At 63.2% G+C, this 17,670-nt stretch carries 15 protein-coding genes; 6 read left to right on the forward strand and 9 right to left on the reverse strand.

Annotated features, from left to right (window positions below; genetic code table 11):
• Positions 1-213: 213 nt before the first annotated feature.
• Positions 214-2,223: a DNA helicase Rep gene (rep, locus tag ACK59Z_RS00755; protein WP_003253537.1), complete on the forward strand. Its 2,010-nt coding sequence runs from the start codon at positions 214-216 to the stop codon at positions 2,221-2,223.
• 64 nt (positions 2,224-2,287) lie between these two features.
• Positions 2,288-2,860, forward strand: a complete 573-nt coding sequence (locus ACK59Z_RS00760; RefSeq protein WP_003253535.1) for a xanthine phosphoribosyltransferase — start codon at positions 2,288-2,290, stop codon at positions 2,858-2,860.
• A gap of 110 nt (positions 2,861-2,970) precedes the next feature.
• On the opposite strand, the gene ACK59Z_RS00765 is transcribed toward ACK59Z_RS00760, so the two are convergent.
• The 5 genes from ACK59Z_RS00765 to dadA all read right to left on the reverse strand — a co-directional run bounded on the left by ACK59Z_RS00765 (position 2,971) and on the right by dadA (position 8,795).
• A complete protein-coding gene (locus tag ACK59Z_RS00765) occupies positions 2,971-4,830 on the reverse strand; it encodes an acetyl-CoA hydrolase/transferase C-terminal domain-containing protein (protein ID WP_409292100.1) in 1,860 nt (619 codons plus the stop codon).
• A gap of 227 nt (positions 4,831-5,057) precedes the next feature.
• Entirely contained in the window at positions 5,058-5,462 is a 405-nt protein-coding gene (locus ACK59Z_RS00770; protein ID WP_033723760.1) for a cytochrome c5 family protein, read from the reverse strand.
• A 154-nt stretch (positions 5,463-5,616) separates the two neighbouring features.
• Positions 5,617-6,165, reverse strand: coding sequence for a cupin domain-containing protein (locus ACK59Z_RS00775; RefSeq protein ID WP_003253526.1), 549 nt, complete (start codon positions 6,163-6,165; stop codon positions 5,617-5,619).
• Between the two features lie 107 nt (positions 6,166-6,272).
• Positions 6,273-7,346, reverse strand: a complete 1,074-nt coding sequence (alr, locus tag ACK59Z_RS00780; protein ID WP_409292102.1) for an alanine racemase — start codon at positions 7,344-7,346, stop codon at positions 6,273-6,275.
• Between the two features lie 144 nt (positions 7,347-7,490).
• On the reverse strand, positions 7,491-8,795 hold the full coding sequence (gene dadA / locus ACK59Z_RS00785; protein WP_003253522.1) for a D-amino acid dehydrogenase: 1,305 nt from the start codon (positions 8,793-8,795) through the stop codon (positions 7,491-7,493).
• Between the two features lie 156 nt (positions 8,796-8,951).
• Here dadA and ACK59Z_RS00790 point away from each other — a divergent pair, with 156 nt between their 5' ends.
• Positions 8,952-9,440: an Lrp/AsnC ligand binding domain-containing protein gene (locus ACK59Z_RS00790; protein ID WP_003253520.1), complete on the forward strand. Its 489-nt coding sequence runs from the start codon at positions 8,952-8,954 to the stop codon at positions 9,438-9,440.
• Positions 9,441-9,442: 2 nt separating this feature from the next.
• Here ACK59Z_RS00790 and ACK59Z_RS00795 read toward each other — a convergent pair whose 3' ends face one another.
• Entirely contained in the window at positions 9,443-9,796 is a 354-nt protein-coding gene (locus tag ACK59Z_RS00795) for a YkgJ family cysteine cluster protein (RefSeq protein ID WP_003253518.1), read from the reverse strand.
• Positions 9,797-9,939: 143 nt separating this feature from the next.
• Between ACK59Z_RS00795 and ACK59Z_RS00800 the strand changes: the two genes are divergently transcribed.
• Positions 9,940-11,232, forward strand: coding sequence for an NAD(P)/FAD-dependent oxidoreductase (locus ACK59Z_RS00800; RefSeq protein ID WP_409292104.1), 1,293 nt, complete (start codon positions 9,940-9,942; stop codon positions 11,230-11,232).
• Positions 11,233-11,432: 200 nt separating this feature from the next.
• Here the strand turns inward: ACK59Z_RS00800 and ACK59Z_RS00805 are convergent, their stop codons facing one another.
• Positions 11,433-11,663: a DUF1127 domain-containing protein gene (locus tag ACK59Z_RS00805; RefSeq protein WP_019752785.1), complete on the reverse strand. Its 231-nt coding sequence runs from the start codon at positions 11,661-11,663 to the stop codon at positions 11,433-11,435.
• A 178-nt stretch (positions 11,664-11,841) separates the two neighbouring features.
• On the opposite strand from ACK59Z_RS00805, the gene ACK59Z_RS00810 reads away from it, so the two are divergent.
• Together ACK59Z_RS00810 and ACK59Z_RS00815 are read left to right on the forward strand one after the other, a co-directional pair.
• Positions 11,842-13,272 carry a PLP-dependent aminotransferase family protein gene (locus ACK59Z_RS00810; protein ID WP_409292107.1) on the forward strand — a complete coding sequence of 477 codons (1,431 nt, stop codon included), beginning with the start codon at positions 11,842-11,844 and terminating at the stop codon, positions 13,270-13,272.
• 60 nt (positions 13,273-13,332) lie between these two features.
• Positions 13,333-14,886, forward strand: coding sequence for a phospholipase D family protein (locus tag ACK59Z_RS00815; RefSeq protein ID WP_047603710.1), 1,554 nt, complete (start codon positions 13,333-13,335; stop codon positions 14,884-14,886).
• A 34-nt stretch (positions 14,887-14,920) separates the two neighbouring features.
• On the opposite strand, the gene ACK59Z_RS00820 is transcribed toward ACK59Z_RS00815, so the two are convergent.
• Together ACK59Z_RS00820 and ACK59Z_RS00825 are read right to left on the reverse strand one after the other, a co-directional pair.
• On the reverse strand, positions 14,921-16,060 hold the full coding sequence (locus tag ACK59Z_RS00820) for an MFS transporter (RefSeq protein ID WP_003253511.1): 1,140 nt from the start codon (positions 16,058-16,060) through the stop codon (positions 14,921-14,923).
• Positions 16,061-16,170: 110 nt separating this feature from the next.
• The gene (locus ACK59Z_RS00825; protein ID WP_003253510.1) at positions 16,171-17,664 is read right to left on the reverse strand and encodes an aldehyde dehydrogenase; all 1,494 of its coding nucleotides are present in this window, start codon (positions 17,662-17,664) and stop codon (positions 16,171-16,173) included.
• Between the last annotated feature and the right edge of the window lie 6 nt (positions 17,665-17,670).

Below are 17,670 nucleotides of genomic sequence, written 5' to 3' on the forward strand. Positions count from 1 at the left end.
TGGTTTTTTCGAGCGTAGCATTCCGACGTATTTTGTCGTGCATCCTGCGCGAAACGAGTCAAACCGGCAAATATGATTTTTTCAGCTACTAGCATTAGTGACACTAATAATTAGGCGGACAAAAGTCTGACTCAGACGTCAGACGGTCGCGCCACAACGGCCCCATGCCTGTTAGAATGCGCGGCTATTTTCTGGCGACCCCCGGTTTCTAGCATGTCCCGACTCAATCCCCGGCAGCAGGAAGCCCGTGACTATGTCGGCGGCCCTCTTTTGGTGCTCGCCGGTGCAGGTTCGGGCAAGACCAGCGTGATCACGCGCAAGATTGCCCACCTCATCCAGAACTGCGGCATCCGCGCCCAGTACATCGTGGCGATGACCTTCACCAACAAGGCCGCGCGCGAGATGAAGGAGCGGGTCGCCACCTTGCTGCGCCCGGGGGAAGGCCGTGGCCTGACCGTGTGTACGTTCCACAACCTAGGCCTGAACATCATCCGCAAGGAACACGAGCGCCTGGGCTACAAGCCGGGTTTCTCGATCTTCGACGAGTCCGACATCAAGGCGTTGCTGTCGGACATCATGCAGAAGGAATACTCCGGCGACGACGGCATCGACGAGATCAAGAACATGATCGGTGCCTGGAAGAACGACCTGGTCCTGCCGCCAGAAGCCCTGGAAAAGGCGCGCAACCCGCGCGAGCAGACCGCCGCCATCGTCTACACCCACTATCAGCGCACGCTCAAGGCGTTCAACGCGGTGGACTTCGACGACCTGATCCTGCAGCCGGTCAAGCTGTTCCAGGAGCACCCCGAGGTGCTGGAGCGCTGGCAGAACCGCGTGCGCTACCTGCTGGTGGACGAATACCAGGACACCAACGCCAGCCAGTACCTGCTGGTGAAAATGCTGATCGGCATGCGCAACCAGTTCACCGTGGTGGGCGACGACGACCAGTCGATCTACGCCTGGCGGGGTGCACGCCCCGAGAACCTGATGCTGCTCAAGGAGGACTACCCCTCCCTGAAGATCGTCATGCTCGAACAGAACTACCGCTCCACCAGCCGCATCCTGCGCTGCGCCAACGTGTTGATCGCCAACAATCCGCATGCGTTCGAAAAGCAGCTGTGGAGCGAAATGGGCGTGGGCGACGAGATCCGCGTGATCCGCTGCAAGAACGAGGAAGCCGAGGCCGAACGCGTGGCCATGGAAATCCTCACCTTGCACCTGCGCACCAACCGCCCGTACAGCGACTTTGCCATCCTTTACCGCGGCAACTACCAGGCCAAGCTGATCGAACTGAAGCTGCAGCACCACCAGGTGCCGTATCGCCTGTCGGGCGGTAACAGCTTCTTCGGCCGCCAGGAGGTCAAGGACCTGATGGCCTACCTGCGCCTGCTGGTGAACCCGGACGATGACAACGCCTACCTGCGGGTAATCAACGTGCCGCGCCGCGAGATCGGCTCCACCACCCTGGAAAAGCTCGGCAACTACGCCACCGAGCGCGGCATTTCGATGTACGCCGCCAGCGAAGAGCTGGGCCTGGGCGAGCACCTGGACGCGCGCTACACCGAGCGCTTGCAGCGTTTCAAGCACTGGCTGGACGGGGTGCGCCACAAGGTTGCCCTGGAAGACCCGATTGCCGCGCTGCACGAGATGATCCGCGACATCGACTACGAAAACTGGATCCGCCAGCAGACCGCCAGCGACAAAGCTGCCGAGTTCCGCATCAGCAACGTCTGGTTCCTGGTCGAAGCGCTGAAGAACACCCTCGAGAAGGACGAAGAGGGTGACATGACCATCGAGGACGCCATCGGCAAGCTGGTGCTGCGCGACATGCTCGAGCGCCAGCAGGAAGAAGAAGAGAACGCCGAAGGTGTGCAGATGATGACCCTGCATGCCTCCAAGGGCTTGGAATTCCCCTACGTGTTCATCATGGGCATGGAAGAGGAAATCCTCCCGCACCGCTCCAGCATCGAGGCCGACACCATCGAAGAGGAACGCCGCCTGGCCTACGTGGGTATCACCCGCGCGCGCCAGACCCTGGCCTTCACCTTCGCCGCCAAGCGCAAGCAGTACGGTGAAATCATCGACTGCACGCCCAGCCGGTTCCTCGACGAACTGCCACCGGACGACCTGGCCTGGGAGGGCCTGGACGATGCGCCGGTCGAGGTGAAGGCCGCTCGCGGCAACAACGCCCTGGCCGATATCCGGGCAATGCTCAAACGCTGATCAACCATTACTCTTTAACTTTGCCGCCTCCAGCGGCAACCTTTGTTACATCGAGGAAATCACAGTGGAAGCACTGCATCAGAAGATTCGCGAAGAAGGCATCGTGCTTTCCGATCAGGTTCTCAAAGTCGACGCGTTTCTCAACCACCAGATCGATCCGGCGCTGATGCAGCTGATCGGTGACGAGTTTGCCCGCCTGTTCGCCGATGCCGGCGTGACCAAGATCGTCACCATCGAAGCCTCGGGCATTGCCCCGGCGGTGATGACCGGCCTGAAACTGGGTGTGCCGGTCATCTTCGCTCGCAAGCACCAGTCGCTGACCCTGACCGAAAACCTGCTGACCGCCTCGGTGTATTCCTTCACCAAGCAGACCGAGAACACCGTGGCCATTTCGCCGCGTCACCTCAACAGCAGCGACCGCGTGCTGGTAATCGATGACTTCCTGGCCAACGGCAAAGCCTCGCAGGCGCTGATCTCGATCATCAAGCAGGCAGGTGCCACCGTGGCGGGCCTGGGTATCGTGATCGAGAAGTCGTTCCAGGGCGGCCGTGCCGAACTGGACAGCCAGGGCTACCGCGTTGAATCGCTGGCCCGGGTGAAGTCGCTGGAAGGTGGTGTGGTCAGCTTCATCGAATAAGGCCTCACCGCCCCGGCGTAGGAACGGGTTTACCTGCGAATGCGATGGCAGATTCAATATCGCATTCGCGGGTAAACCCGCTCCTACACGGGGCCAGTGTGCACAAGCGATTAACTTGTAGCCTGTAACCCTGCCAGCAGTAGCCGCTGATAAAGCTCCTCTTTCAACCCTTGCGGAACCTCCAGCCCCATCCGCGCCAGATGCCGCTCATACCCTTCCGGCCCCGGTGCATCCAACGCTGCCTTGCCCAGCTCCAGCACCTCGCTCAGCTTGAACTTGCTCTTCAACCAGTTCAGCGCTCGCAACAGATCCCGCTCCTCGGCCGTAAAGTCCGTGCCCATCGGATACTCCGGGAACAGCCGCGCATGCTGTGCCCTGATCGCCTCCAGGCGTTGCGGGGTATTGTCGGTAAAGCGCGCCTCCAGCTGAAAGTCGTCGGCAAGCTTGCCAGCGTCTTTGGCCTGCTTGATCAGGCCCGGCTGGAACCGCGAATCGCTCACCGCCAACAACCGCGCAATCACTTCGCTGTCAGTCTGCCCACGCAAGTCAGCAATGCCGTACTCGGTCACCACGATATCGCGCAGGTGCCGGGGAATGGTGCAGTGGCCATAGGTCCAGAACAGGTTCGAGGTCACCTCCCCGCCTGCCTCGCGCCAGCTGCGCAAGAGCAGGATCGAACGCCCGCCCTCCAGCGCATGGCCCTGGGCAACGAAGTTGTACTGCCCGCCCACGCCACTGAGCACGCGGCCGTCTTCCAGCTGGTCGGCCACCCCGGCGCCGAGCAGGGTCATGCCAAACGCGGTGTTGATGAAGCGCGCATCACGACGTTGTCGGCGCTTGAGTGCCTCCTGCCCATAGAGCTCGTTGATGAAGCTGATACGGGTCATGACAAACTGCGCGCGCTGCTCCAGCGGCATCTCGCGCAAGCGCTGGTAGAACGCTTGCGGGCCGAGGAAAAAGCCGCCATGCAGTATTGCGCCCTGCTCGTCCGCCGGGCGTCGTAGCAGCCCTGCTTCGGCCAGCACCAGCAGGCCGTTGACGAACATCTCGCTGCAGCCGTACAAGCCGTGGGTAAGGGTGTCCAGGCCCCCTTCTCGCTCGATCAACGCCTGCCACGGTCCGACATCCAGCGCCTTGAGCACCGCACGGTAACCGGCGTTGTCGCCCTGACGTGCCAGCAATGCCGCGGCAACCGCGTCGCCCATGGCACCAATGCCGATCTGCAGCGTACCGCCATCGCGTACCAGGCTGCTGGCGTGCAGGCCGATGCAGTGGTCCTGAATGCCAACCGGCATGTTTGGTGTGGAAAACAGCCGGCGTTGCTCGACTTCATCGAGCAGCAGGTCGAAGGCATCGATGGGCAGCTCGGCATCGCCTGGCATGTAGGGCAGTTCGGCATGCACCTGGCCCAGCATAAGGATGGTTTCGCCAGCCGCGCGGCGCTTGGCGATCATCGGCAGCAGGTCGAGGGTGATGTCTGGGTTGCAGGCCAGGTTCAGGTGCACGGGCTTTTCAGGGGTGGCGGCCACCAACTGGGCGATCAGGTTCAGGCCTTTGGCGTTGATATCCCGTGCGGCATGGCTGTAGTTGCTGCTGACGTAGTCCTGCTGCGCCGATTCGCTGTGCAGCAGGCTGCCGGGCTGCATGAAGAACTGTTCGACCCGAATATTGGGTGGCAACGTGTCGTTGCGCAGGTCTGCAAGGTAACTGAGCTCTTCGTAGTCAGCGAAGACACGCTCGACGAAGGGTTCGAGAAAGCGCCGCTGCAGGCCATCGCCCAGTGGCGGGCGGCCGAGGGAAAGTGCGGTATAGATGGTCAGGCGCCGTTCGGGCAGCTCGCGTACGCGGGCGTAAAGCGCGTTGACGAAGGCATTGGGTTTGCCCAGGCCCAAAGGCAGCCCCATGTGGATATGGGTTGGCAGCCGGGACAAAACCTGCTCGACAGCCTGGTCGATGGAGCAGAGGTGCATCTGGGCCTCCTGAAACATCCATGGGTTCAGGGGTTGGACATAGGGCTGAAGTAATTGGTTGCCTGTACCGGCCCTTTCGCGGGCAAGCCCGCTCCCACAGGATTAACACAACCTTCAGGTCCTGTGGGGTACCTGTGGGAGCGGGCTTGCCCGCGAAGAGGCCGGCCCAGGCAACAAAAAAACAAAGCCCGCCATCAACGGCGGGCCTCATGCAATTCAGCTGTAAATCACAACCCGGACATTTTCTTGATCGCCCCTTTCAGGTCTTCATCCGAGCAGTCTGCACAGGTGCCCTTTGGCGGCATGGCGTTGATGCCAGTAATGGCCTTGGCCAGGATGCCATCCAGGCCGCCCTGGTGGTCGGCGCGTTCTTTCCACGCGGCGGTGTCACCAATTTTAGGCGCGCCGAGCAAGCCGCTGCCATGGCAGGCATTGCAGTGCTTGGCGATGATTTCATCCGGCGTCTTGGCTCCCCCGCCACCCGCTGCAGCGGCCACTTCCATGCCTTTGCACTCCTGGCCCTGGACGCACACCTGGCCAACCGGCTCCAGGCGTTTGGCGATGTCGTCATTGGTCGCAGCGGTTGCGCTCATTGCCCAGAGGGCGAATACGGCTGCTGGTACGGCCAGCATCTTCTTGATTTGATTCACGCGAACACCCTCATGGTGGCTAATCACGCTCGCGGCCACGGATCGGCGAGCGTTGAAAAGTATAGCGGGAACCCAGAGGCCGTGAAACGACCCCACACAGGAAAGGGGTATTGCCGAATCAATGCACTGCGCTGGATCAAAAGTTTGAAGGCGTCGCCGCACTGATCAGCCGCGCCGGCTGGTCGAAAGGGTTGCGGAAGCGGTGCGGGCGGGTGCTTTCGAAGTAGTAGCTGTCGCCTTCTTCGAGAACGAAAATCTCGTTGCCGACCACCAGTTCCAGGCGGCCTTCAAGCAGGATACCGGTCTCCTCGCCGTCGTGGGTCAGCATCTCGGCACCGGTGTCCGCACCTGGCGGGTACACCTCGGTCAGAAAAGCGATGGCACGGTTGGGGTGCGACTTGCCCACCAGCTTCATGGTCACCGCACCGTCCGAGATATCGATCAGCTCGTGGGCCTTGTAGACGATCTGAGTCGGGCTTTGCGGCTCCAGCTCGACCGAAAAGAATTCGACCATGGACATGGGAATGCCGCTCAGCACTTTGCGCAGCGAGCTGATAGAGGGGCTTACGCTGTTCTTCTCGATCATCGAGATGGTGCTGTTGGTCACGCCAGCACGCTTGGCGAGTTCGCGCTGCGACAGGCCCTTGAGCTTGCGGATGGCTTGCAGTCGTTCGCCGACGTCCAAAGCTGGAGCCTCCTGAAACGGTGAAAGGGGGGTGGATGTGAACGATATCATGGCAATGCCGTTCAGTATTTACAACACACCGCCCCCAACCTGTCCGCTTCAGCGTCTCATTCGCCGACGTAGTCCCGTGGTACTCGCTTCAGGTTGCAGAAGATCTGGTACGGAATGGTGCCCGCCTGTGCGGCCACTTCACTGGCCAGCACCTGCTTGCCCCAGAGTTCGACCGGGCTGCCGACAGTGGCTTGCGGTACGTCGGTGAGGTCGATGCTGAGCATGTCCATCGACACCCGGCCGATCAGGTGGGTACGCTTGCCGGCGACCAGCACTGGGGTGCCGTTGGGCGCCTGGCGCGGGTAGCCATCGGCATAGCCCATGGCGACCACACCCACGCGGGTCGGCCGAGGGCTGACGAACTTGGCACCATAGCCCACCGGCTCGCCGGCAGGCAGCTCGCGCACGCTGATCACCCGCGATTGCAGGGTCATCACCGGTTGCAGGCGTGCGGCCTCGGCCTGCGCCACTTCGAACGGCGTGGTGCCGTACAGCATCAGGCCTGGGCGTACCCAGTCGCTGGGCGCTTGCGGCCAGCCCAGCACGCCGGGTGAGTTACGCAGGCTGCATTCGGCGGCCAGGCCCTGTCGGGCAGCTTCGAACACGGCAATTTGCTGGGCGGTAGCGTCAGCGTCCAGTTCGTCGGCGCGAGCGAAGTGGCTCATCAACACGATGCGCGAAACCTTGCCACTGGCCAGCAGTCGCTGGTAGGCATCGTGGTAGTCCTTGGGGTGCAGGCCAACGCGGTGCATGCCACTGTCCAGCTTCAGCCAGACGGTGAGCGGCTTGTGCAGCGGGGTTTTCTCGATGGCTTCCAGCTGCCACAGCGAGTGCACCACGCACCACAGGTCGTGCTCGGCGATCAGTGCCAGTTCGCTGGCTTCGAAAAAACCTTCCAGCAGCAGCACCGGGGCATTGATACCGGCGGCGCGCAGTTCCAGTGCCTCCTCGATGCAGGCCACCGCAAAGCCGTCGGCCTCGGCCTCCAAGGCCAGGGCGCAGCGCACGGCGCCGTGGCCATAGGCGTCGGCCTTGATCACGGCGAGGGCTTTGGCACCGGTCAGTTCACGGGCCAGACGGTAGTTGTGGCGCAGGGCCTGGAGGTCGATCAGGGCGCGGGCGGGACGCATGGCGGCTGCCTTATGGTGGTTCGGGTTGAAATCGGTGGTGGATTCTTCGCGGGCTTGCCCGCTCCCACAGGTCGTGCACAGCTTTCAAAAGCGGTGGTGTTCCTGTGGGAGCGGGCAAGCCCGCGAATGGGCCGGCACAGGCTATTACTGCTGGTGAGCCGGCGCGCTTTGCCCGTGCTTGGCCACTTCCCGGCTGTTGCCATACCGGGAGATATCCAGGCCTTCGGCACTGATCTGCGGCTTCTTGCGCGCAATCAGGTCGGCCAGCAAGCGACCGGAACCGCACGCCATGGTCCAGCCCAAGGTACCGTGACCGGTGTTCAGGAACAGGTTGCGGAACGCCGTGGCACCCACGATCGGCGTGCCGTCCGGGGTCGCCGGGCGCAGGCCGGTCCAGAAGCTGGCCTGGCTCAAGTCACCGCCGCGAGGATAAAGGTCGTTGACGATCATCTCCAGTGTTTCGCGCCGGCGCGGGTTCAGCGACAGGTCAAAGCCGGCGATTTCAGCCATCCCGCCAACGCGGATGCGGTTATCGAAACGGGTGATCGCAACCTTGTAGGTCTCGTCGAGAATGGTCGAGGTCGGAGCCATGTCGGCGTTGGTGATCGGCACGGTCAGCGAATAACCTTTCAGCGGGTACACCGGAGCCTTGATGCCCAGCGGCTTGAGCATCTGTGGCGAGTAGCTGCCCAGCGCCAGCACGTAGCGGTCTGCCGTCTCCAGCTTGCCGTCGATCCACACGCCATTGATGCGGTCACCGGCGAAGTCCAGGCGCTGGATGTCCTGGCCGAAGCGGAACTCCACGCCCAGCTTCAACGCCATGTCGGCGAGCTTGGTGGTAAACAGCTGGCAGTCGCCAGTCTGGTCGTTCGGCAGGCGCAGGGCGCCGGCCAGGATATCTTTCACGCCGGCCAGGGCGGGTTCGACGCGGGCAATGCCGTCGCGGTCGAGCAGCTCGTAGGGCACACCGGACTGTTCGAGTACGGCAATGTCCTTGGCCGCAGCATCGACCTGGGCCTGGGTGCGGAACAGCTGGGTGGTACCCAGGCTGCGGTTTTCGTAGTTGATGCCGGTTTCGGCGCGCAGCTCGTCGAGGCAGTCACGGCTGTACTCGGACAGGCGCACCATACGCTCCTTGTTCACCGCGTAGCGGCTGGCGGTGCAGTTGCGCAGCATCTGTGCCATCCACAGGTACTGGTCGACATCGCCCGTGAGCTTGATGGCCAGGGGAGCGTGACGCTCCAGCAGCCATTTGATGGCTTTGAGCGGTACACCAGGGGCAGCCCAGGGCGAGGCATAGCCGGGCGAGATCTGGCCGGCGTTGGCAAAGCTGGTTTCCATGGCCACCGCCGGCTGGCGGTCGACCACCGTCACTTCGAAACCTTGCCGGGCCAGGTAGTAGGCACTGGCGGTTCCGATTACACCGCTACCAAGTACCAGAACTCGCATCGTTTTATCCCTCACACGCGGCGCGCCGCACACTTTTATTGAAATGGCATGAATGGGCGCAGTATAGGAATTTGAGACCAGTGCAATTCACTATATAAAAGCCTATTATTGGCGAGAATTCTCGGCAAAATCGCCTTTCACGGAGGGGCATCCCCTATGAGAACCCAGCACCAGACCAAGCGTGAACTGGACAAGATCGACCGCAACATCCTGCGTATCCTGCAGAATGACGGGCGTATTTCCTTCACCGAACTGGGCGAGAAAGTTGGGCTGTCCACCACCCCTTGTACCGAGCGGGTTCGCCGCCTCGAGCGCGAGGGCATCATCATGGGCTACAACGCCCGCCTGAACCCGCAGCACCTCAAGGGCAGCCTGCTGGTGTTCGTGGAAATCAGCCTGGACTACAAGTCAGGCGATACCTTCGAGGAGTTCCGCCGCGCGGTCTTGAAGCTGCCCCACGTGCTGGAATGCCACCTGGTGTCGGGCGACTTCGACTACCTGGTGAAAGCGCGTATTTCGGAAATGGCCTCGTACCGCAAGCTGCTCGGGGACATCCTGCTGAAACTGCCGCACGTGCGCGAATCGAAGAGCTACATCGTAATGGAAGAGGTGAAGGAGAGCCTCTGCCTGCCGATCCCGGACTGAGGCTAGACCAGCACCTGGCGGGTGGTGGCAATGAACTGGTGGACCAACTGTTCAGCGGCGGGGTCGATCATCGGTTCAGGGCCACGACCCCGCGGGCAGGCCATGCGCGGGGTGGTACCGAACAGCCGGCAGATCATCGGCCGCTCTTCATACACCGTGCAGCCGTTGGGGCCCAGGTGCACGCAGTCCAGACGCTCCAGAGCAGCGTCCTGCTCGGCCTGGGACTTGCGCGGCAGCCGGGCCATTTCTTCCGCCGAGGTGGTGACCGGGCCGCAGCAGTCGTGGCAGCCGGGCTCGCACTCGAAAGAGGGGATGAGTTCGCGCAGGAAGTGGATCTTGTGGCGGTTACAGGACATGACGGGATACAAGCTGAAAAAGTGATTGGATTATAGGCTTAATCGCGGGCTCACCCGAGAACGAGCATGAAGCCCTCGCGGGTTGCCCGGCCGCGATGGCACAGCTTATCCTCGTCCCCCCTCCATTTTTCAGGGCCGCCCCAATGATCCACAGCGCGCAGCACGCCGCCTCCTATTACGCCGCCAGCAGCGCGCCACACCCCGACCACGCCTACCTGCAAGGCGAACACAACGCCGACGTGTGCATCATCGGCGGCGGCTACTCCGGCCTGAACACCGCCATCGAGCTGGCCGAGCGTGGTTTCTCGGTCATCCTGCTGGAAGCGCGCAAACTTGGCTGGGGCGCCAGTGGGCGCAATGGCGGGCAACTGATCCGAGGGGTCGGCCATGGTCTGGAGCAGTTCCTCCCGGTCATCGGCGAAGAAGGCGTGCGCACCATGAAACTGATGGGCCTGGAGGCCGTACAGATCGTGCGCGAGCGGGTTAAAAAGCATGCCATCGCCTGCGACCTGGCCTGGGGCTACTGCGACCTGGCCAACAAACCCGCCGAGCTGCTGGGCTTTGCCCAAGACGCCGAGGAACTGCGCAGCCTGGGCTATGCACATGAGCTGCGGCTGGTCGGCAAGGACGATATCCACAGCGTGGTCGGTGCCGATTGCTACGTGGGCGGGTTGATCGACATGGGCTCCGGGCATCTGCATCCGCTCAATCTGGCACTGGGTGAAGCCGCCGCAGCCGCCCGCCTGGGCGTGAAGTTGTTCGAGCAATCCGAAGTCACCCGCATCGACTACGGCACTGAAGTGCAGGTGCATACTGCCCAAGGCCGGGTACGCGCCAAGACCCTGGTACTGTGCTGCAACGCCTACCACAACGACCTCAACCGCGAGCTGGGCGGCAAGGTGCTGCCGGCCGGCAGCTACATCATCGCCACCGAGCCGCTGGGCGAAGAACGCGCACGCGCCTTGCTGCCGCAGAACATGGCGGTGTGTGACCAGCGCGTGGCGCTGGACTACTACCGCCTGTCCGCGGATCACCGCCTGCTGTTTGGCGGTGCCTGCCACTATTCAGGCCGCGACCCGAAGGACATCGCCGCCTACATGCGGCCAAAGATGCTCAAGGTGTTCCCGCAGCTTGCCGACGTGCGCATCGACTACCAGTGGGGTGGCATGATCGGCATTGGTGCCAATCGCCTGCCGCAGGTTGGCCGCCTGGCCAGCCAGCCGAACGTGTATTACGCCCAGGCCTACTCGGGCCATGGGCTCAACGCCACCCACCTGGCCGCACGCCTGCTGGGTGAAGCCATCAGTGGCCAGGAAAGCGGGCGCTTCGACCTTTTCAACAAGGTGCCGCACATCACCTTCCCTGGCGGCAAGCACCTGCGCTCGCCACTGCTGGCGCTGGGGATGCTGTGGCATCGCCTGAAAGAGCTGGCCTGAAAGTCCCCATCCTTGTGGCAGCAACTGTCTTGCTTAAAATCTAAGAGCTGACTAGCCCCCTGTGGGAGCGGGCGTGCCCGCGAACACGGGCGAAGCCCGTGCCATCCTCCGCGACGCCTGCTTCGCGGGCATGCCCGCTCCCACAGGGTCGGAGCAAGTTTCAAGTCTGGGGCACAACAGGCCCTTCAGCGACCACCGTGTCAGTCCTTCCAGAAGGGTTTCCGCCCTTCTATCCGGGCCTGCTCCCAGCTCAGCCCAACATCGCGCAACTCGTCATCGGTCAGCTGCAGCAACGCCCTGCGGGTATGCCAGCGATGCCGCATCAGCCCCCAACGCCCCAAACCCTCTGGCGCGTTGAACACCTTGGCCTGCTGCCCGGCTTCCAGTTCCTTGGCCAACAGTTGCAAGCGCACATCGCTCATGCCACCCATCACCGCATCCTCCCGTTCAGTGGTTACCGTGGAGAAAGCATGCGCGTCGGCACCCTCGACAATACAGATCCAATACAGCCTTATTATTCCCATACAGAATTGGCCGCTGGCCGACTGAATGCTGTATTTTCGGGCCAACTGTACCGGTCGCTATGCCAATGCAGCGCAGGAGTATGCCGTGACCCTCTACCTGAATCTCGCCGAAATACTCGGCGCCCGCATCGAGCAGGGGCTCTATCGCCCCGGCCAGCGCCTGCCGTCCGTGCGCGCACTGAGTGAGGAGCACGGGGTCAGCCTGAGCACCGTGCAGCAGGCCTATCGCATGCTCGAAGACAGCGGCATGGTCTCGCCGCGGCCCAAGTCCGGCTACTTCGTCAGCGACCAACGGCAGTTGCCGGCACTGCCCGCAGTCAGCCGCCCAGCCCAGCGCCCGGTGGACATCTCGCAGTGGGAACAGGTGCTGGAGCTGGTGCGCAGTACGCCGCGCCAGGATGTGGTGCAACTCGGCCGCGGCATGCCCGACATCGACAGCCCTACCCTGAAGCCGCTGCTGCGCAGCCTTGCCCAGTTGAGCCGGCGCCAGGACATGCCTGGCCTGTACTACGACAACATCCACGGTAACCTGGCCCTGCGCGAACAGGTGGCCCGGCTGATGCTCGACTCCGGCTGCCGCCTGGGGCCGGCCGACCTGGTGATCACCACCGGCTGCCATGAGGCGCTGTCATGCAGCATCCGAGCGGTCTGCGAGCCAGGCGACATCGTCGCGGTCGACTCGCCCAGCTTCCACGGCGCCATGCAAACCCTCAAAGGCTTGGGCATGAAAGCGCTGGAAATCCCCACGGACCCGGTCACCGGCATCAGCCTGGAGGCGCTGGAGCTGGCCCTGGAGCAGTGGCCGATCAAGCTCATCCAGATCACCCCCAACTGCAACAACCCGCTGGGCTACATCATGCCCGAGGCACGCAAGAAGGCCCTGTTGAGCCTCGCCCAACGCTATGACGTGGCAATTCTGGAAGACGATGTGTACGGCGACCTGGCCTATACCTACCCACGCCCACGCACCCTGAAGTCGTTCGACGACGATGGCCGCGTGCTGCTCTGCAGTTCGTTCTCCAAAACCCTCGCGCCCGGCCTGCGGATCGGCTGGGTGGCGCCCGGGCGCTACCTGGAGCGCGTGCTGCACATGAAGTACATCAGCACCGGCAGCACCGCCAGCCAGCCTCAGCTGGCCATCGCTGACTTCATCGCCGGCGGCCACTACCAGCCCCATGTGCGGCGCATGCGCAGCCAGTACCAGCGTGGCCGCGACCTGATGGGCGACTGGGTGACCCGCCACTTCCCGGCGGGCACCCGGGTGAGCCGGCCCCAGGGCGGCTTCATGCTGTGGGTGGAATTACCCGAACATCTCGATACGCTTCGGCTGAACCGCGCTTTACTGGAGCAGGGCGTGCAGGTTGCCGTGGGCAGCATCTTTTCGGCCTCGGGCAAGTTCCGCCACTGCCTGCGCATGAATTTCGCCGCCAGGCCAACGCCGCAAATCGAAGCCTCCGTGCGTAAGGTAGGTGAAACCGCCCTTCGTCTACTGGATGACGAAAGCGCCGACGCGTAACTTTGCGCCGCCCGTCACGGTCAAACCCCTAAAGCCCTTGCTGCACAGGACGGTCCACCCTTGAGACTCCAGCGAGCCTTGCCTCTGCTGCTGGTGTTGTTGCTCGGCCTTGCCGGTTGCACAAGCATCAGCGCGCCCCGCGAAACCAGTCAGGCGTTGCCTGCCCACGACTCGGCCTTTGGCCGCTCGGTGCTGCGCCAAGCCGCGCCCTATGGCGGCCGCTCGGGCTTTCGCCTGCTGCCCAACAGCAACGAGGCATTTCGCGCCCGCGCCGAACTGATACGCAACGCCCAGGCGAGCATCGACCTGCAGTACTACATCGTCCACGACGGCCTCAGTACCCGCGCCCTTGTGCATGAACTGCTGCGCGCTGCCGACCGTGGCGTGCGCGTGCGCATCCTGCTCGACGACACCACCAGCGACGGCCTGGACACCGTCATGGGCACCCTTAATGCCCACCCGAACATCCAGATTCGAGTGTTCAACCCACTGCATCTGGGGCGCAGTACCGGCGTTACGCGCGCCGTGGGCCGGCTGTTCAACTTGTCGCGCCAGCACCGGCGCATGCACAACAAGCTGTTCCTGGTGGACAACAGCATGGCCATCGTCGGCGGGCGCAACCTGGGCGACGAGTATTTCGATGCCGAGCCCAACCTCAACTTCACCGACATCGACCTGCTGGGCGTGGGCCCGGTAGCCGAGCAGTTGGGGCACAGCTTCGACCAGTACTGGAACAGCGCCCTCAGCCGGCCGATCACCGACTTCCTCTGGCATGACCCGGATGCCAATGACCTGCGGGCCAGCCGCCAGCGCCTGGAAGTGTCGCTGGCCAAAGCCAGGACCCAGCGCAAGGCCCTGTACGACCGCTTGATGGCCTACCAGTCGCAGCCGCGCCTGGATGTGTGGCGCAACGAGCTGATCTGGGCTCACGCCCAGGCGCTATGGGATGCGCCCAGCAAGGTGTTGGCCGAAGACGAACCGGACCCGCAATTACTGCTGAGCCAGCAACTGGCACCGGACCTGGCTAACGTGCACCGCGAGTTGGTCCTGGCATCGGCCTACTTTGTACCGGGCGAACCGGGGCTGCTGTACCTGACCGGCCGCGCCGACGCTGGCGTTTCGGTGAAGCTGCTGACCAACTCGCTGGAAGCCACCGACGTGCCGGCAGTGCATGGAGGCTATGCACCCTATCGTCGTGCCTTGCTTGAGCACGGGGTGCAGCTTTACGAGCTTCGCCGCCAGCCAGGCGACCCCAGCGCGGGGCGACTGAGTTTCCGTGGCAGCTCGGATTCGAGCCTGCACACCAAGGCGATCGTGTTCGACCGGCGCAAGACCTTCATCGGCTCGTTCAACTTCGACCCGCGCTCAGTATTGTGGAACACCGAGGTCGGGGTACTGGTGGACAGCCCGGAGCTGGCCGAATACACCCGCGAGCTGGCCCAGCAGGGTATGGCGCCTGCGCTGAGCTATCAGGTGAAACTGATAGGTAACAAGCTGGTGTGGGCAACCGAGGACAATGGCCAACGGCACGTGCTGACGTCTGAGCCGGGCGGGATCTGGCGACGGCTCAATGCCTGGATCAGCAAGGCGGTTGGCTTGGAGAAAATGCTGTAGCGGCGATTCCGGGGCCTTGCGGCCCCAAAAATCATCAGGCAGAAACCGGCTCGAAGGCTCCGCGCCGCCGGGTCAATACCACCAACCCCGCAGCCCCGGCCGCCATCAGGAACAGCAACGCATGCCCGCTGATCCACTGGCTCCCCGCCCCCGCCAACAACGGCCCGAGCAAACAGCCAATGCCCCACAGCTGGGCCACGTGGGCATTGGCCCGTACCAACTCATCATCGCGGTAGCGCTCACCGATCAGCACCAGCGACAAGGTGAACAAGCCGCCGGCACTGGCGCCGAACAACACCCACAACGGCCAGATAACCGGGGTGTGCAACAGCAGCGGGATCGCCAGACTGGACACCAGCAGGGTCACCGCACAGCCAGTGAACAGGGTACGTCGCGACATATGGTCGGCCAGCGCGCCGATGGGCAATTGCAGCACTGCATCACCCACCACCACGGTACTCACCATGAACAAGGCGATTTCGGTGCTGAAGCCCTGCTGCAGGCAATACACCGGCAGCAACGTGAGGATCATCGCCTCGAACGAGGCGAACAGGGCAATGGCCCAGGCAATTACCGGTAAGCGTCGGCAGAAGGCGAACAGGTCGCCAAAGGTGACACTGCAGGCTTCCGTGCTCGGCGCCCCACCACGCCCCAGCAGAACCAGCGGCGCGGCCAGCAGCAGGCCGGTCGCCGCCCAGAAGCCGAAGTCGTCATCAGAGCCGAGGAAACCCAGCACCAACGGCCCGGCCAACTGGCTCAGGGCGTAGCTGCTGCCATATAGCGCCACCAACCGGCCACGCCACTGTTCGACCACCAGTTGGTTGATCCAGCTTTCGCCAAGGATGAACACCACGGTCAGGGACATGCCGATCATCAGCCGCAGCAGCAGCCATAACGGGTAACTAGGCAGCAACGCGAGCAGGCCAATCGACAGCGCCCCGCCCCACAGGCACAGGCGCATCGCCGACGGTACGCCAACCCAACCTGCCAGGCGGCTGGCCAGGCTGGCGCCGGCCAGTACGCCCAACGCCGGCATTGCCGCCATCACGCCGATGGCGAAGCTGCCGTAGCCCCAGGCCTCCAGGCGCAGGGACACCAGCGGCATGCTCACGCCAAGCGCCAGCCCGACACTGAGCACCGATGCCAGTACGGCGAAGTAGGTACCCCAACGCATTACAGCCTCCCAGCCAATATTTCCAAGGGCCCAATTGCGGGCAAGCCCGCTCCTGCAACGGTCGCGAAGACCTGCAGGAGCGGGCTTGCCCGCGAAAAGGACCTACCGGGTTACAGCTTGATCCAGGTCGCCTTCAGCTCGGTGTACTTCTCCAGTGCGTGCAGCGACTTGTCACGGCCGTTGCCCGACTGTTTGAAGCCACCGAACGGCGCGGTCATGTCGCCACCATCGTACTGGTTGACCCAGACGCTGCCTGCACGCACGGCACGAGCGGTCTTGTGGGCTTTGGAAATGTCCGAAGTCCAGATACCAGCGGCCAGGCCATACGGGGTGTCGTTGGCAATGGCCACGGCTTCTTCGGCGGTGTCGAAGGCAATCACCGACAGCACCGGGCCGAAGATTTCTTCCTGGGCAATGCGCATGGCGTTAGTCACGCCGTCGAAGATGGTCGGCTCGACGTAGGTGCCGCCGGTCTCTTCCAGGGTGCGCTTGCCGCCGGCCAGCAGCTTGGCGCCGTCCTTGTGGCCAGCCTCGATATACGACAGCACGGTGTTCATCTGCTGGGTATCGACCAAGGCACCGACAGTGGTCTGCGGGTCCAGCGGGTTGCCTGGCTTCCAGCCTTTCAGGGCTTCTACCACCATCGGCAGGAACTTGTCCTTGATCGAACGCTCGACCAGCAGTCGGGAACCTGCAGTGCACACTTCGCCCTGGTTGAAGGCGATGGCGCTGGCGGCGGCTTCGGCGGCAGCTTGCAGGTCCGGGGCGTCGGCAAAGACGATGTTCGGGCTCTTGCCACCGGCTTCCAGCCAGATGCGCTTCATGTTCGACTCGCCCGCGTAAACCATCAGCTGCTTGGCGATCTTGGTCGAACCGGTGAACACCAGGGTATCGACGTCCATGTGCAGGGCCAGTGCTTTGCCCACGGTGTGGCCATAGCCTGGCAGCACGTTCAGCACGCCAGCCGGGATACCGGCTTCGATCGCCAGTTGGGCGATGCGGATGGCAGTCAGCGGCGATTTTTCGGACGGCTTGAGCACGACCGAGTTACCGGTGGCCAACGCCGGGCCGAGCTTCCAGCAGGCCATCAGCAGCGGGAAGTTCCAAGGAACGATGGCACCGACCACACCTACCGGCTCGCGGGTAACCAGGCCAAGCTGGTCATGCGGGGTCGGGGCAACTTCGTCGTAGACCTTGTCGATGGCTTCGGCAGTCCAGTGGATGGCTTGGGCCGCACCTGGGATGTCGATACTGGAGGAGTCGCCAATCGGCTTGCCCATGTCCAGCGTTTCCAGCAGCGCCAGCTCTTCGACGTTCTTGCGCAGCAGGTCGGCGAAACGGATCAGCTTGGCCTTGCGCTTGGCCGGGGCCAGCTGCGACCACACGCCGGAGTTGAAGGTGGCACGGGCGTTTTCAACAGCGCGGTTGGCATCGGCCAGGTCGCAGCTGGCAACCTTGGCCAGGAAGCGTCCGTCGACCGGGCTCAGGCACTCGAAGGTTTCACCGGATGCGGCATCGGTGTATTCGCCGTTGATGAAGGCACGGCCTTCGATCTTCAGTTGCTGGGCACGTTGTTCCCAGTCCGCACGGGTCAGGGTGGTCATACGAAA

The sequence above is a fragment of the Pseudomonas sp. KCJK9058 genome (assembly GCF_046230975.1).
GTDB lineage: Bacteria > Pseudomonadota > Gammaproteobacteria > Pseudomonadales > Pseudomonadaceae > Aquipseudomonas > Aquipseudomonas alloputida.